This window comes from Streptomyces hygroscopicus subsp. hygroscopicus (assembly GCF_001553455.1).
Taxonomy (GTDB): Bacteria; Actinomycetota; Actinomycetes; order Streptomycetales; family Streptomycetaceae; genus Streptomyces; species Streptomyces hygroscopicus.
The window spans coordinates 17034-30678 of record NZ_BBOX01000344.1; the positions used below are offsets into that span (position 1 = coordinate 17034).

Below are 13645 nucleotides of genomic sequence, written 5' to 3' on the forward strand. Positions count from 1 at the left end.
GTGGTTCGTTTCCTCACCGACGCCTACGAGGTGAGCTGTCGGGTTCGGACGTGAGTTGCCCGGCCGGCCGCGATGGTCGCGTCCGGCTTCACCCCTAGCCGACGAGCCCGTGTCCACAGGCCACTCGGCACCTACCTTTGGGTCCCCCGCTCCTGCCTTCGGCGCTGACGCGTCGGTTCCCCCCGACCGCCGGCAGGATTCGGCGTGACGGTCGACGGTGCTCGCGGTGGCGAGCGGAAAGACGTTAAACACACCTCCCGAGAAGGTTCAAACACCCCAAGCGCAGCGAATGGGGCTGTTATTGATTTCACCCGGCCCACATCAGCGCAGGTGGGGCCGGGTGAGGAGGGATCGGACACCCGGTGCGGCCCGGAAAATGTGACGAGATGTATGTCTCACCGGAACCAGATCGGGCAATTCCCCCCGAATCACTGCTCCCTGATGGTGAGGTCGAGTCGCTGACCAGGGATGATCAGGTCGGGGTCGATACCGATGAGCTCCTCGTTGTTCTCGTAGAGCCCTTGCCAACCCCGGGACACCTTCTTGTGCTCGGCGATCCCTGACAGATTGTCACCCGGGCGGACGGTGTAATCGTCGTCCGTCCGGGCCTGCTCCCGGTCACCGCCGTCGCGCGAGGCATGGCGCCCGGAGGGCCGTGCGTCCCCGGAACCGCCGTCGCCGGACCGCTCCCCGGCGTCCTGGGCGCCCCGGTGGCGGCCGGAGGGCGCGGGATCGGCCGAGGCGTCCCGCGAGGGCGCCTTCGAACCGTCCGAAGTCGCGTCACCCGAAGCCGCGTCGCCCGAAGCCGATCCGTCCGCGGACGAACCGGAGGCGGACGAACCAGAGGCGGACGAACCAGAGGCGGACGAACCGCCCGGAGCCGCGTCGTCCAGTCCGTCCGGGGACTTCGAGGTGCGCGGGGCGTCCGGCCGCCCGGCCGACCGGGACGCGTCCGTGTCACCGGAGCCGTCGGACGTGCCCGAGGCGTCCGGCGCCGTCGAGGAGGAGCCGTCCTGCCCCCGGTCCCCCCACCCGTCCCCGCTCCGGCCCGTCCCGGAGGCCGGGCCGGCCGGGCCACCGGGGTCCACATCGGGCGCGCCGGCGTCGTCGGTGAGTCCGGCCCTCAGCGCACAGCTCGACCAGGCGCCGGGGCCCCGGTCGCCGAGGATCGACTCGGCGACGGATATCTGCTGGGAGCGGCTGGCCAGGTCGGGGCGCGGGGCGTACTCCGTACCGCCGTACTTCTTCCACAGGTCGAGGGTCAGCTGAAGTCCGCCGTAGAAGCCGTTGCCGTCGTTGGCGCTCCACATGCCGCCGCTCTCGCATTCGGCGACCTGGTCCCATGTGGTGGCCTGGGCGGCCTGCGCGCCGACCGCCCCGAAGAGGGGCATGGCGATGCCCGCGCCCGTGACCCCCGCCGCGACGACGATCGCCGGAGCCTGACGGGGACGACGGTGTCGACCATTACCGGAACGCATGCGATAGACCTCTCTATGGCGACTCGGTTGCCGGTGAACATAGCGAGGGCACACGATCGTCACAAGGCGATGTATCCCAGGTCACGCCGCGGTCACGCGGGTGAGCATTCGTCACATATGCCGGGCCGTACGGGGCCCGGGAGCCCTCACTCGGCCGCGGAGTTCCAGGTCACCGGAAGGGTGCGCAGCCCCCGCATGATGAGCCCGCCGCGCCACCGCAGATCCTCCGGATCCGCCCCGAGCCGCAGTCCGGGCAGGCGCCGCAGCAGGGTGCCGATCGCGGTCTGCGCCTCCAGCCGGGCCAGCGGGGCGCCCAGACAGTAATGGATGCCGTGGCCGTAGCCCAGGTGCTGGTTGTCGCGGCGGGTGAGGTCCAGGACATCGGGCGACCCGAACCGCTCGGGGTCCCGGTCGGCGGCGGCGAGCACCACCAGCACCGGCTCCCCCTCGGCGATCCGCTGCCCCGCGAGGGTGACCGGTTCGGTGGCGAACCGCCAGGTGGCGATCTCCACGGGTCCGTCGTAGCGCAGCAGCTCCTCGACCCCGGCGGCGAGCAGTTGCTCGTCCCCTTCTTCCACGGCGCGCTGCAGGAGGGCGCGCTGCTCCGGATGGCGCAGCAGCGCGTAGACGCCGTTGCCGATGAGGTTGACGGTCGTCTCGAAGCCGGCGAACAAGAGGATGAAGGCCATGGCCGCGGCCTCGTTCTCGGTGAGGTGTTCACCGTGGTCGCTCGCCCGGATCAGACCGGAGATCAGGTCCTCCCCGTCCCCTTCTCCGCTCCACTCCCCCGCCGCCGGCCGTTCCCCTTGCCCTTGTCCTTGTCCTTGTCCTTGTCCTTGTCCTTCCTCTGCCCGCCCGTCCCTCCGCTCCGCGAGCTCCAGCCGCTTGCGGTGGATCAGCTCGGCGAGGTAGGCGCGGATCCGCTTCACCGCGCGGGCCACCCCGCCGCGCGGGCCCCCACCGTGGCGGATCATCGTGCCGGCCCAGTCCCGGAAGTCGTCCTGGTCCTCGCGCGGCACCCCGAGCAGATCGCAGATCGCGTAGATGGGGAGGGGGAAGGCGAACTCGTGGATGAGGTCCGCCTCCCCCCGCTCCTCGAAGGCGTCGATGAGCCGATCGGTGAGGACCTGGACCCGGGGAGCGAACGCGGCCACCCGGCGCGGGGTGAACGCCTTCGACACCAGCCGCCGCAGCCGGGTGTGGTCCGGGGGATCGATATTGAGCAGATGTGTCATCAGCTCCGCGCGCCGTTCGCCGGGGATGCCGACCTTGCCCTTGACGTGGGCCGCCGCGCTGTGCCGCTGGGGGTTCTTGGAGAGCCGGGGGTCGGCCAGCGCCTTCCGGGCATCGGCGTAACGGGTCACCAGCCAGGCGTCGACACCGCTGGGCAGCGTGGTCCGGTGGACCGGGGCGTGCTCGCGCAGCCAGGCGTAGGCGGGGTACGGGTCGGTCGCGAACTCCCAGGTGAAGAGGGCGGGAGCGGAGCTGTCACGGGGCTGTTCTGACACCCCCCGACGATACCGGCCGCACCCCACCCGCCCCGATATGCACCCCAATCGGAAAATCCGGAATGAAACAGAAGCAAACGAGAAACAAGGAGAATGAGCGGAACAAGGGGAATATGAGGTTATGAAGGGGGTGAACGCCGAGCGGAATTTCCCGTTCATCTCCACACACCCTCCACGCCCCATCCACAGACCGGGCCGAATGCCCGGATATCTGATGGCTGCGCCCACCGCCGGGCCCATGGCCCCGCCACTCCCGGGGGAGCCCCCCGGACCCGCCCTGACGTCGGCCAACGCGGTGCACAAGAGCCGTGGCTGAAAGGGCGTCAAATCAACGAATGAGACTGGGGCACATGCACAGGCCCCCCTGTCGCCGGTGATACGATCACCGCGCTTGCCAGGCGAGCCAAGGGCGCGTAAGAAACACGGCGATCCGGCACATCAGCCGAGAGGATCCCCACTCTGAGGAGCATTATGCCGCCAGTCGGGCATACGGAGCCGTTCCGGCGCACCGACGCCTGTGCGCTGCCGTCGGCAAGACGAGTGCGATGTCCCCGGAACCCGCGGACGCCGTACGGGTGCTGACTTACCGCCTCTCAGACACATTCCAGATTCATAACGCACCACACCTCCCTTCAGTCCCTGGCGGTCTAGTCGTTTAAAGAGAGTCTTAATGACGCAATATCTACAGGATCCAGCGCTCTGGGCCCTGATCGCTGGCACGCCTCTCGCCGCAACCGCCATTATCCGCGGGCGGAAGGCCCGAGCGAATCTGCGCCAGGAGAAGGCGGAACTCGAGAAACGCGCGGCCGAGCTCGAGAGCAGTTACGCCGAGGCGGTCCAGGAGGCTCACACCCGTGCCGAGGAGGCCACCAAGAGCGCGCTGAAGTCCGCCATGCGTACGCTCCAGGGTCTCGCCAACGAGCAGCAGCTGGCGATCTCCAAGACGCAGGAGAAGTACGGCGAGCACCAGCTTCTCCAGGACCTCCTGGAGATCGACCACATGAACTCGCAGTTCGGACGGCGTGCGCAGTCCATCGCGGTGCTCTGTGACGGCTGGCTGGGCCGTCAGCGCGCCGTCGCCTCGGTGTACGACGTGGTGCGCAGCGCCAAGGGCCGCATCCGCCACTACACCCGGGTGGAAATCCGCTCGCAGAGCAACTTCGCGCTGGTCAGCCGGGCCGTGGAACCGGTTGCCCTGGCGCTGGCCGAGCTTCTGGACAACGCCACCAGTTACTCCGCGCCCGACTCGCCGATCGACATCACCATCCGCACCGTGCCGAAGGGCGTCTGCGTCATCATCGACGACGCCGGTGTCGGCATGAACGAGGAGGAGAAGAACCGGGCGGACAAGCTGCTCTCGGCCACGCACGCCACCGGTGTGACGGGACTCGGCAATCCGCCGCAGTTCGGTTTCGCGGTGATCGGTGTGCTCGCCGCGCGCTACGGCTTCACGGTGTCCGTCGATTCGGCCTCTCCCTACGGTGGTGTACGCGCGGTCGTGCTTCTCCCCGAGGACCTTCTGACCAATATGCCCGAGCCGGAAGAGCAGCCGACGACCCACGCTCCCGCCGCGGCCGAGCAGCCGCGGGTGAGCGCCTCCACCGTGAGCGGTGCCACCGCGGGGGGCCTGCCCAAACGTCGCCGTAAGGGCTCGATTTCCATCGTCCCGAGAGCAGATTCCACCAGCGCCCCGGCCCGGACGAGCGAGGAAACCGCTTCGATCATGGGCGCCTTCCAGCGTGGCACTCAGTCCGGACGCTCAGCAGCAAACCCGAACAGGGAAGGGCATGATCCTCAGTGAACAACGACCTGTCATGGATGCTTGAGAGCGCCCTGGAAGTACCAGGGGCTCGTCATGCGATCCTGGTGTCCGCCGACGGTCTGCTGATGGCCCGTTCTCAACAGGTCAAGAAGGACGAAGCCGACACCGTCGCCGCGGCGATGAGCGGCATCCAGTCGCTGAGCCGCACCATGGCCGGCTTCTGCGGTGGTCCCAATATGACGTGGCGCCAGACCCTGGTCGAGTTCGACGGTGGCTGGGTCTTCCTCATCTCCGCCGGTGAGGGCGCGTACCTGGCCGTTTCCTCCGCCCCGGATGTCGACATGGCCGACATCACTTTCCGGATGCAGCAGCTTGTCGGGCAGCTCGGCAAGTCGCTGACCACACCGCCTCGCGAAAACACCGGTATTCAGGCATGACGTCACCAGGCGAGCAAGAGCCCGAGTCCGCTCAATTAGTGCGACCGTACGTCATCACCAACGGTCGAGGGCTCCCGGACAATGACCAGTTCAACCTGATCACGCTGGTCACCGCGTCCGAACAGCGACAACCCAGTCATCTCGACCCGGAGAAGCGCAGGCTCTTGGAGCTGTGCTCGGGTGGCTATCTCTCGGTTGCCGAGATAGCGGGGCACATGGGGCTTCCGATCGGCATCGTGAAGGTCCTGCTGTCCGATCTCTCGACGGACGGCTACCTCGTCACCCGCGCACCCGCGCCACCCGCGCAGCTTGTCGATGTTTCGCTCCTTCAGGAGGTGCTGGATGGGCTCCAGGCCCGTTTCGGATGACGACGTCTATCTGAACGAAGCGGTGCAGGTCGCGGCCAAGATCCTGGTCGTGGGGCATTTCGCGGTCGGAAAGACGACGTTCATCGGCACCATGTCCGAGATTCCTCCGCTGCGCACCGAGGAGCGGATGACTCAGGCCGGAGCGCATGTCGACGACCTCATGGGCACCCGGGGCAAGACCACGACCACCGTGGCCATGGACTTCGGCCGTCTCACGCTGAGCGAGAGACTCGTCCTGTACCTCTTCGGCACGCCCGGACAGGAGCGCTTCGTCCAGGTATGGGAGGACATGACCCGGGGCGCCCTCGGGGCACTGATCCTCGTCGATCCCGAACGGCTCAAGGAATCCTTCCCGGTGATCGACCTGGTGGAGCATTACGGACTTCCCTATGCGATTTCCGTCAACCACTTCGACGGCACGCCGGCACGCCCCGAAAGCGAATTGCGCGAGGCGCTCGATCTGCTGCCCGAGACCCCCATCGTCACCTGTGACGCACGTGACGAGAAGTCATCGGCCAACGCGCTGATGACGCTTGTCCGTTACCTACAGGAACGTACCCGCTAGGAGCACCTGATGAACATGCAATCGGATTTTTCGGCGGCGCCGCCACCAGGCTGCCCCGCCCATGGCAGTGGCGGGCGGGTGCCGCTGTACGGGCCGGAGTTCGCCGCCGATCCGGGTGCCTACTACGCGTACATGCGCTCGTACGGCGCCGCCGCGCCGGTGGAACTCTCCCCGGGCGTCGACGCCACCCTGATCACGGACTACTCGGCGGCGCTTCAGCTGCTGCAGAACCCGGACACCTTCCGGAAGGACTCGCGCCGCTGGCGTGAGTACAACGAGGGCAAGGTCAGCCGGGACAATCCGGTCGTTCCCCTGCTGGAATACCGGCCGAACTGCATGTTCACCGATGGCGCCGAACACATGCGGCTGCGTCAGGCGGTGACCGACAGCCTGGCCCGGATAGATACGCACCGACTGAGCCGCCATGTCGAGCGGGTCGCGGACTACCTGATGGACCAGTTCATCTCCCGCGGCTCGGCCGATCTGCTCAATGACTATGCCAAACTGCTGCCGCTGTTTGTTTTCAACGAGCTTTTCGGATGCCCGGCGGAAATCGGTGACCGGGTCATCTTCGGTATCTCCGGTATTTTCGACGGAATCAACGCCGAGAAGGCGAACGAGGTCCTCGCCCAGAGCGTCGGCGAATTGGTCGCGCTGAAGCGCAGGCAGCCCGGGGAGGACGTCACCTCCTGGCTCATGCAGCACCACGCCCAGCTGAACGACGAGGAAATGGTCCATCAGCTGGTGCTGCTGCTGGGCTCCGGTGCCGAGCCGCAGCGGAACCTCATCGCCAACGCGCTGCTGCTCCTGCTGTCCGACGAGCGGTACGCGGGGGCCGGGCTGCTGGTCGAGGACGCCATCGACGATGTGCTGTGGAACAGCCCGCCGATGGCCAACTACGCCCCGCACTACCCGGTCTCCGACGTGGACTTCGCCGGAACCCGGCTGCGGGCGGGCGATCTGGTGCTGATCTCCATCGCAGCTGCCAACACCGACCCGGCGCTGTCCACCTCGCGCCAGCAGCTCAGCAAGCGGGCCCACCTCGCCTGGAGCGCCGGCCCGCACGCCTGCCCGGCCAAGGACACCTCGCAGCTCATCGGCGTGGTGGCCATCGAGAAACTGCTCAACCAGCTGCCGGACATCGAGCTGGCGGTGCCCGAGTCGAGCCTGACCTGGCGCCCCGGCCCGTTCAACCGCGGACTCAGCTCACTGCCCGCCCGGTTCACCCCGATACATACGGATAAGCAGCCCGTTTCACGGCAAGAAATCCCCACGGGCGATCACCGTACCCGCACCCAGAACAAGCATGAGAAGGGCGGCTTGTGGAGTTCGTTCCTCTCCTGGTGGAGAGCGTGATCCACGCCACACCTCGAACTCTTTTCCTACGCATGAATGTTCAATCGGACGGGTAGGCAGTATCGCGCAATTTGTGTTGGCCAATTTCTGAATGGAGCTGTCGTGAGACCTCCCGCCGCCGACGACATCACCGTCGATCGACGTTCCGTGGTTTCACTCATATCCCGACCGCACCACCCTCGAGGCCAATCGAACACCTACCCTAATTTCGCGAAAGCACACGCGAAGGGAGCCGAGATACCCGCCCCGGGGGGCGGGTATCTTCTCGTAGGGCATGAACGTTCGAACGGCCGTCTCACTCCGCTGCACAAACCGAAACGAGCGTCCCTCTCGATTCAGTGGGAGGTCCGATGAGCGGTTTCCATTCGGGGGAGGCGCTGCTCGGTGACCTCGCCACCGGTCAGCTGACCAGGCTGTGCGAGGTGGCGGGGCTGACCGAGGCCGACACGGCGGCCTACACGGGGGTGCTGATCGAAAGTCTGGGGACGTCGGCCGGACGGCCGTTGTCCCTGCCACCCCCGTCGCGGACCTTTCTCTCCGACGACCACACCCCCGTGGAGTTCTCCCTGGCCTTCCTGCCGGGACGCGCACCGCACCTGCGGGTCCTGGTGGAACCGGGCTGCTCCAGCGGCGACGACCTGGCGGAAAACGGCCGGGCCGGTCTGCGGGCGGTCCACACCATGGCGGACCGCTGGGGATTCTCCACCGAGCAACTCGACCGGCTGGAGGACCTGTTCTTCCCCTCCTCCCCCGAGGGTCCGCTGGCCCTGTGGTGCGCCCTGGAGCTCCGCTCCGGTGGGGTGCCGGGGGTGAAGGTCTACCTCAACCCCGCGGCGAACGGCGCCGACCGGGCCGCCGAGACGGTACGCGAGGCGCTGGCCAGGCTGGGCCACCGGCAGGCGTTCGACGCGCTGCCCCGGGCGGACGGCTTCCCGTTCCTCGCCCTGGACCTCGGCGACTGGGACGCCCCGCGGGTGAAGATCTACCTCAAACACCTCGGCATGTCCGCCGCCGACGCGGGCTCCCTCCCCCGGATGTCGCCCCCACCGAGCCGGGAGCAGCTGGAGGAGTTCTTCCGCACCGCCGGTGACCTCCCCGCCCCGGGAGACCCGGGGCCCACCGAGGACACCGGCCGGCTCGCCGGGCGCCCCGCCCTCACCTGCCACTCCTTCACGGAGACGGCGACCGGGCGGCCCAGCGGCTACACCCTCCACGTGCCGGTCCGCGACTACGTCCGGCACGACGGCGAGGCACGGGACCGGGCGGTGGCCGTGCTGCGCGAACATGACATGGACAGTGCGGCACTGGACCGGGCGCTGGCCGCCGTGAGCCCCCGCCCGCTGAGTGACGGGGTGGGCCTGATCGCCTATCTGGCACTGGTCCACCAGCGCGGCCGGCCGACACGGGTGACCGTCTACGTCTCCTCCGAGGCGTACGAGGTGCGGCCGCCCCGCGAGACGGTCCCCACCCGCGACCGGGCGCGGGCACGGCTGTGACACCCGCCGAGAAACGGAACAACGAAAAGGACAGGAGCAGCGGTCAGCGTGGAGCCGTACAGGATCAAGGTCGTCGAACCGATACCCGTCACCACACGGCAGCAGCGCGAGGCGGCGCTGAAGCGTGTGAACTACAACCTCTTCGATCTGCGCGCCGATGAGGTGACCATCGACCTGCTCACCGACTCGGGCACCGGCGCGCTCTCCGCCGCCCAGCTCGCCGCGGGGATGGCCGGGGACGAGTCCTACTCGGGCTCCCGCTCGTTCTACCGCTTCCACGAGACGGTGACCGAGCTGACCGGTTACGCGCACGTCCTCCCGGCCCACCAGGGGCGCGCCGCCGAGCGGGTGCTGTTCTCCACCCTGCTGGAGCGGGGCAACCTCGTGCTGTCGAACACCCACTTCGACACCACCCGGGCCAATGTCGAGCTCACCGGCGCCGAGGCGCGCGACCTGCCGTGTCCCGAGGCCAGGAACCTCGACAGCACCGAGCCGTTCAAGGGCAACATCGACCTGGACGCGCTCGCCGCGACACTGGCCGGCCCCGACGGCTCCCGGGTCGCCGTGGTGGTCATGACGATCACCAACAACGGCGGCGGCGGTCAGCCCGTCTCCATGGAGAACCTCAAGCGGGCGTCCGCCCTCTGCCGTCAGCACGGTGTCCCGTTCTTCCTGGACGCCGCCCGGTTCGCGGAGAACGCGTGGCTGGTCACCCGTCATGAGGAGGGCTACCGCGACCGCACGCCGCGGCAGGTCGCCGAGGAAGCGTTCCGGCTGACGGACGGCTGCGTGATGAGCGCCAAGAAGGACGGCATCGTCCACATCGGCGGCTTCATCGGCACCAACGACCCGGAACTCGCCCAGAAGTGCGAGCTGCTCCTCATCGCCACCGAGGGGTTCGCGACCTACGGCGGTCTGGCCGGACGCGACCTCGACATGATGGCGCAGGGGCTGACCGAGGTGACCGAGCCCAGCTATCTCGCCGAGCGCGCCGAGATCGCCTCCCACCTCGCCCACCGGGTCCGCGCCGCGGGCGTGGACATCGTCGAGCCGCCCGGTATGCACGCGCTCTACCTCAACGCCGGACGGCTGCTGCCGCACATCCCGGCCCACCACTACCCCGGCCACGCCCTGGCCTGCCAGCTCTACCTGGAGGGCGGCATCCGCTCGGCCGAGCTGGGCTCGCTCTACCTCGGCGAGGAGGACGAACACGGGAACCCGGTGAAGAGCGCGCCGTACGAGCTGGTCAGGCTCGCCCTGCCGCGCCGGGTCTACACGCGCAGCCACTACGACCACGTGGGCGAGACGCTGGCGAAGATCGCCAAGAACACGGACCAGGTGTACGGCTTCCGGATCACCGACCAGTCCCCGATCCTGCGCCACTTCCGCGCCACGCTGGAGCCGGTGCCCAACCGGTCCTGACCCGTACGGCGCGACGCGGGGCCGGCCCCGGACACCACCGGTGCCGGGCCCGCGTCGCGCACCGGCCGCCCGGCCCCCACGCCCGGCGGCCCGTCCGACACCCCCTGACCGGTCCCCGGTCGGTCCCCCTGACCGCGCCCTGGTCGGTGCCTCGGCGCGGTGTCCCGGCCTCGTGTCCCGGCCCCGCGGCTCATCCCGGTGTCTCGCCACGCCATGTGACTCGCCAGGTGTCTCAATCGCGCGTGTCCCCACCTCGTGTCCCCACCGCGTGTCCCCACCGCGTGCCTCAGCCGTTGCCGAACGAGCCGCTGCTGCCCTCGGTCCACTTCCGCCGGCCCTCGGTGCCGCCGCTGCCGGCGTCCCGGGTCCCGGAGCCCCCCAGCTCGTAGGGGAGCCGGCGGCCGCCGTCCTGGTCCAGCTCATCGGGCTCGCGGTTCTGGGTGACATAGCCGACCCGGTCCTCCTCGTCCTGGTGCCCCGGGCCGTGGCCCGCCGCCCGCGCCTCGCGGTCGGCCTCCCGGGCCTCCTGCCAGGCACCGGCGCGGGGCTGCGAACTCTGGGGCGGGGCCGGTTCACGGGCCCGTAGCCGTATCCCCCACCACACGGCTCCAAAGCACAGGATGACGACCACCAGGCCGACGACGAACGGTCCCGTCCCGACCAGCAGGTCCCGGGACACGGCGAGATCCTCGGTGTACGTATCCATGACCGCCGGGTACCCGGACCCGCCCGGATATCACTCCGGCCCCACGCACGTCACATCCCGCCGCGCGGCACGGCCCCCGGCGCGCCCCGCGGGCCGCTCCGTCCCGGATCAGTCCGTCCCGTCCCGGGTCAGTCCGTCCCGGGGCAGTCCGCCGTGACGCCCTCCGCCGCCCGTATCGCGTCGCGGTAGGCGCGGGCCGCCGCCCGCAGCGCCGCCTCCGGGTCCACCCCGTCCGCCTCGGCGCGCACCGCGAGCGCCAGCAGGTCGTAGCCGATGCCCGCCCCGTCCGGCAGGGCCACGTCCAGGCCGGCCGTCCGGGCGCGGGAGGCCAGTTTGGCGGTCAGCGCGAGCGCGGGCTGACCGAGCGGCACCCCTTCGGTGACCGAGTCACGCCGCTTCTCGACCGCCTTGGTCCGCAGCCAGTGCCGCCTGACGTCCTCGGGGGTCTCGGCGGCCTCGTCGCCGAAGACATGCGGATGGCGGTGGATCAGCTTGTCCACGATGCCGCCCGCCACATCGTCGATCGAGAACGGGTGCTCGGGGTCGTCCTGGGCGATCCGGGCGTGGAAGACGACCTGCAACAGCACATCGCCGAGCTCCTCGAGCAGCGCCTCGCGGTCGCCCTCCTCGATGGCCTCGACGAGTTCGTACGCCTCCTCGATGCCGTACTTGACCAGCTCCTCGTTGGTCCGGGTGCCGCTCCACGGGCACTCGGCCCGGATCCGGTCCATCACCTGCACCAGATCGAGCAGCCGCGCGCCCGGCAGATCGTAGGAGCCGGGCAGCAGCTCCAGGTCCGGCATCGCCTCCCGGCCGGACCCGGCCAGCCGCGCCAGCCCGTCGGTCAGCTCGGACTCGCCCTCGGCGGAGGTGATCACGACGGCCGTACGGCCGCCCTCGGCCCGGCAGTAGTCGACCAGCTCGCGTGCGGCCGGGGAACCCGTTTCCACCGCCACGCCCGCCTCCCGCAGATACGGCAGCTGCGGATGGTCCGGGTCGCCGGACAGTACCCGGTCGGCGCCGCGCAGCGCCTGCCAGGCGGGCCAGGACAGCAGCCCCGGCGCCACCCGGTGGCTGGTGGTGAGCAGGACGACGCGTCCCGTGGCGGTGGCGTCGGCGGGGACGGACGAGTCAGGTGCGGTCACCCTTGCAACGTAACTTACGCCTGCTCCCGGGCGCCGCCGGAGGTGCGCAGCCACGCCTCCTTGGCGAGCACGGCGGTGCCCTGGGTGTTGTCCCACTTTCCGTAGCGCGGGTTCACCCGGATGTCGAGCGCCTTGGAGGTCCGGGTGAAGACCTCGTTGACCTTGGCGGTGCCGAGCTTGCGCAGCAGGGCGTTGCGGGTGAGGTCCATCCGGACGGCCTCGTCGATCCGGCCGGGCGCGATGCCCTGCTGCAGATACAGCGCGCGCAGGGCCTTGGCCCCGCCGCTCTGCGCCTCGGCACTGGCGCGGGCGCGCTGCACCTCGCGGCGGGTGGGGCTGATCCCGTGGTCCTGGCCGGCCCGCTCGATCACCCGGAACTGGATCATCCGGATCAGTGTGTCCTGGCTCAGCCGGCCGCTGCTCGCGACCATCTGAGCCGCCCTCGGATCGTCGCGCTGTGCCGCACGGACGTCCTTGACCTGCGCCTGGAGTTCGGACACGGTGATCCGGCCGCCGTCCAGGACCGCCGCGGCGCCGGGCCGCGGGGCTTCGCCGCACGCGGTGAGCAGGGGGGCGGAGAGGAGGAGGGCGGACGCGGCGGAGACGGAGAGCGCAGTACGGCGGCGGATCATTGAGCCTCCCGGCAGAGATCGTGCGGCGCGACAAACGATCTGGCGTTGATCGATGGTATGGAGTCGGCGCGGCCTAGGCCACTGCTTGGACAACGATTCACCGCGGTCTTGGTCAGCCCCCGGCCGCCGTCCGCCGCCCGGACCGGCCCCCAGCCCGCCTCAGCCGCACACCTGGCCCAGCCACTCCAGCGTCCGCCGGACCTCCGCGGGGAAGGGGTGGTGCGGTCCGTGCAGCCGCTCCGCGTCGTGCAGGAGGCGGACGAGGGTGTCATGGGCCGCCGGGCGGTCGCCGAGGGACAGCAGCAGATGGCCGATGCGCCGGCGGACGTCCAGGGGCTGGGCGGGGTCGTCCGCGGCGTACTGCTCGAAGGAGGGCAGCAGACCGCGGTATTCGTAGAGCGCGGCGGCCGGTTCGCCGAGTTGCTCCAGGCACTGGGCGGCCTCGTAGCGGAACTGCAGCGACGCGCGCAGGGCCAGCGGTCCGGACTCGGCGGCGTACTCATCGGCCAGCCGGCGCAGTTCGGGCAGGGCGCGGCGGTACTGCCCGTCGTCCATCAGCGTCGCCGCGTACTGCTTGCGCAACGCCCGTACGACGGCGGAGTGCTCGCCGTGCTCGGCGGCGGCGGCCGGGAGGATGGCGCCGAGGATGTCCACGGCCTGGGTGATCCGGCCCTGGTCGAGCAGGCGCTTGACCTCGTCCACGGCCGCGGCGACGTCCGGCCGCCCGGCCGCGTCCGCGCGGCGCGGCGGCGGGGCGGGGACGGCGGGAG

At 69.8% G+C, this 13645-nt stretch carries 12 protein-coding genes, 1 pseudogene and 1 riboswitch; of the genes and pseudogenes, 7 read left to right on the forward strand and 6 right to left on the reverse strand.

Translation table 11 applies throughout. The features are described 5' to 3' along the window. Positions 1 to 5: 5 nt before the first annotated feature. A riboswitch (cyclic di-AMP (ydaO/yuaA leader) is annotated at positions 6 to 174 on the reverse strand. Between the two features lie 254 nt (positions 175 to 428). Together AXW62_RS30660 and AXW62_RS30665 are read right to left on the reverse strand one after the other, a co-directional pair. After that, positions 429 to 1478, reverse strand: coding sequence for a transglycosylase family protein (locus tag AXW62_RS30660; protein ID WP_060947382.1), 1050 nt, complete (start codon positions 1476 to 1478; stop codon positions 429 to 431). Positions 1479 to 1624: 146 nt separating this feature from the next. After that, entirely contained in the window at positions 1625 to 2986 is a 1362-nt protein-coding gene (locus tag AXW62_RS30665; RefSeq protein ID WP_060947383.1) for a cytochrome P450 family protein, read from the reverse strand. Between the two features lie 670 nt (positions 2987 to 3656). Between AXW62_RS30665 and AXW62_RS30670 the strand changes: the two genes are divergently transcribed. The 7 genes from AXW62_RS30670 to AXW62_RS30700 all read left to right on the forward strand — a co-directional run bounded on the left by AXW62_RS30670 (position 3657) and on the right by AXW62_RS30700 (position 10392). Then, on the forward strand, positions 3657 to 4787 hold the full coding sequence (locus tag AXW62_RS30670; protein ID WP_060947384.1) for a sensor histidine kinase: 1131 nt from the start codon (positions 3657 to 3659) through the stop codon (positions 4785 to 4787). Then, positions 4784 to 5185, forward strand: coding sequence for a roadblock/LC7 domain-containing protein (locus AXW62_RS30675; protein WP_030837276.1), 402 nt, complete (start codon positions 4784 to 4786; stop codon positions 5183 to 5185). The genes AXW62_RS30670 and AXW62_RS30675 overlap by 4 nt, the downstream gene beginning before the upstream one ends. Further along, positions 5182 to 5553 (forward strand): DUF742 domain-containing protein, encoded by a 372-nt coding sequence (locus AXW62_RS30680; protein ID WP_030837279.1) that lies wholly within the window; start codon positions 5182 to 5184, stop codon positions 5551 to 5553. The genes AXW62_RS30675 and AXW62_RS30680 overlap by 4 nt, the downstream gene beginning before the upstream one ends. Then, complete coding sequence (locus tag AXW62_RS30685; RefSeq protein WP_060947385.1) at positions 5528 to 6118, forward strand: GTP-binding protein; 591 nt, start codon at positions 5528 to 5530, stop codon at positions 6116 to 6118. The genes AXW62_RS30680 and AXW62_RS30685 overlap by 26 nt, the downstream gene beginning before the upstream one ends. Positions 6119 to 6127: 9 nt before the next feature. Further along, positions 6128 to 7474 (forward strand): cytochrome P450, encoded by a 1347-nt coding sequence (locus AXW62_RS30690; protein ID WP_030837285.1) that lies wholly within the window; start codon positions 6128 to 6130, stop codon positions 7472 to 7474. A gap of 350 nt (positions 7475 to 7824) precedes the next feature. Further along, positions 7825 to 8970 carry a tryptophan dimethylallyltransferase family protein gene (locus AXW62_RS30695; RefSeq protein WP_060947386.1) on the forward strand — a complete coding sequence of 382 codons (1146 nt, stop codon included), beginning with the start codon at positions 7825 to 7827 and terminating at the stop codon, positions 8968 to 8970. Positions 8971 to 9018: 48 nt separating this feature from the next. Continuing rightward, positions 9019 to 10392: a tryptophanase gene (locus AXW62_RS30700; RefSeq protein WP_060947387.1), complete on the forward strand. Its 1374-nt coding sequence runs from the start codon at positions 9019 to 9021 to the stop codon at positions 10390 to 10392. A 286-nt stretch (positions 10393 to 10678) separates the two neighbouring features. On the opposite strand, the gene AXW62_RS30705 is transcribed toward AXW62_RS30700, so the two are convergent. The 4 genes and pseudogenes from AXW62_RS30705 to AXW62_RS30720 form a co-directional block, all read right to left on the reverse strand. Beyond that, positions 10679 to 11098, reverse strand: a complete 420-nt coding sequence (locus AXW62_RS30705) for a DUF6479 family protein (RefSeq protein ID WP_030837293.1) — start codon at positions 11096 to 11098, stop codon at positions 10679 to 10681. Positions 11099 to 11226: 128 nt separating this feature from the next. Continuing rightward, positions 11227 to 12243, reverse strand: coding sequence for a nucleoside triphosphate pyrophosphohydrolase (locus AXW62_RS30710; protein WP_060947388.1), 1017 nt, complete (start codon positions 12241 to 12243; stop codon positions 11227 to 11229). Between the two features lie 14 nt (positions 12244 to 12257). Beyond that, on the reverse strand, positions 12258 to 12875 hold the full coding sequence (locus tag AXW62_RS30715) for a SurA N-terminal domain-containing protein (protein WP_060947389.1): 618 nt from the start codon (positions 12873 to 12875) through the stop codon (positions 12258 to 12260). Positions 12876 to 13034: 159 nt separating this feature from the next. Then, positions 13035 to 13645 (reverse strand): annotated as a pseudogene (locus AXW62_RS30720) (serine/threonine protein kinase); the annotation flags it as partial.

Bases quoted from the DNA above. Each gene is read 5' to 3' on its own strand.
- AXW62_RS30670 (WP_060947384.1), top strand. From the start codon at position 3,657: ATGACGCAATATCTACAGGATCCAGCGCTCTGGGCCCTGATCGCTGGC.
- AXW62_RS30680 (WP_030837279.1), top strand. From the start codon at position 5,182: ATGACGTCACCAGGCGAGCAAGAGCCCGAGTCCGCTCAATTAGTGCGA.
- AXW62_RS30695 (WP_060947386.1), top strand. From the start codon at position 7,825: ATGAGCGGTTTCCATTCGGGGGAGGCGCTGCTCGGTGACCTCGCCACC.
- AXW62_RS30685 (WP_060947385.1), top strand. From the start codon at position 5,528: ATGGGCTCCAGGCCCGTTTCGGATGACGACGTCTATCTGAACGAAGCG.
- AXW62_RS30715 (WP_060947389.1), bottom strand. From the start codon at position 12,875: ATGATCCGCCGCCGTACTGCGCTCTCCGTCTCCGCCGCGTCCGCCCTC.
- AXW62_RS30660 (WP_060947382.1), bottom strand. From the start codon at position 1,478: ATGCGTTCCGGTAATGGTCGACACCGTCGTCCCCGTCAGGCTCCGGCG.
- AXW62_RS30690 (WP_030837285.1), top strand. From the start codon at position 6,128: ATGAACATGCAATCGGATTTTTCGGCGGCGCCGCCACCAGGCTGCCCC.
- AXW62_RS30705 (WP_030837293.1), bottom strand. From the start codon at position 11,098: ATGGATACGTACACCGAGGATCTCGCCGTGTCCCGGGACCTGCTGGTC.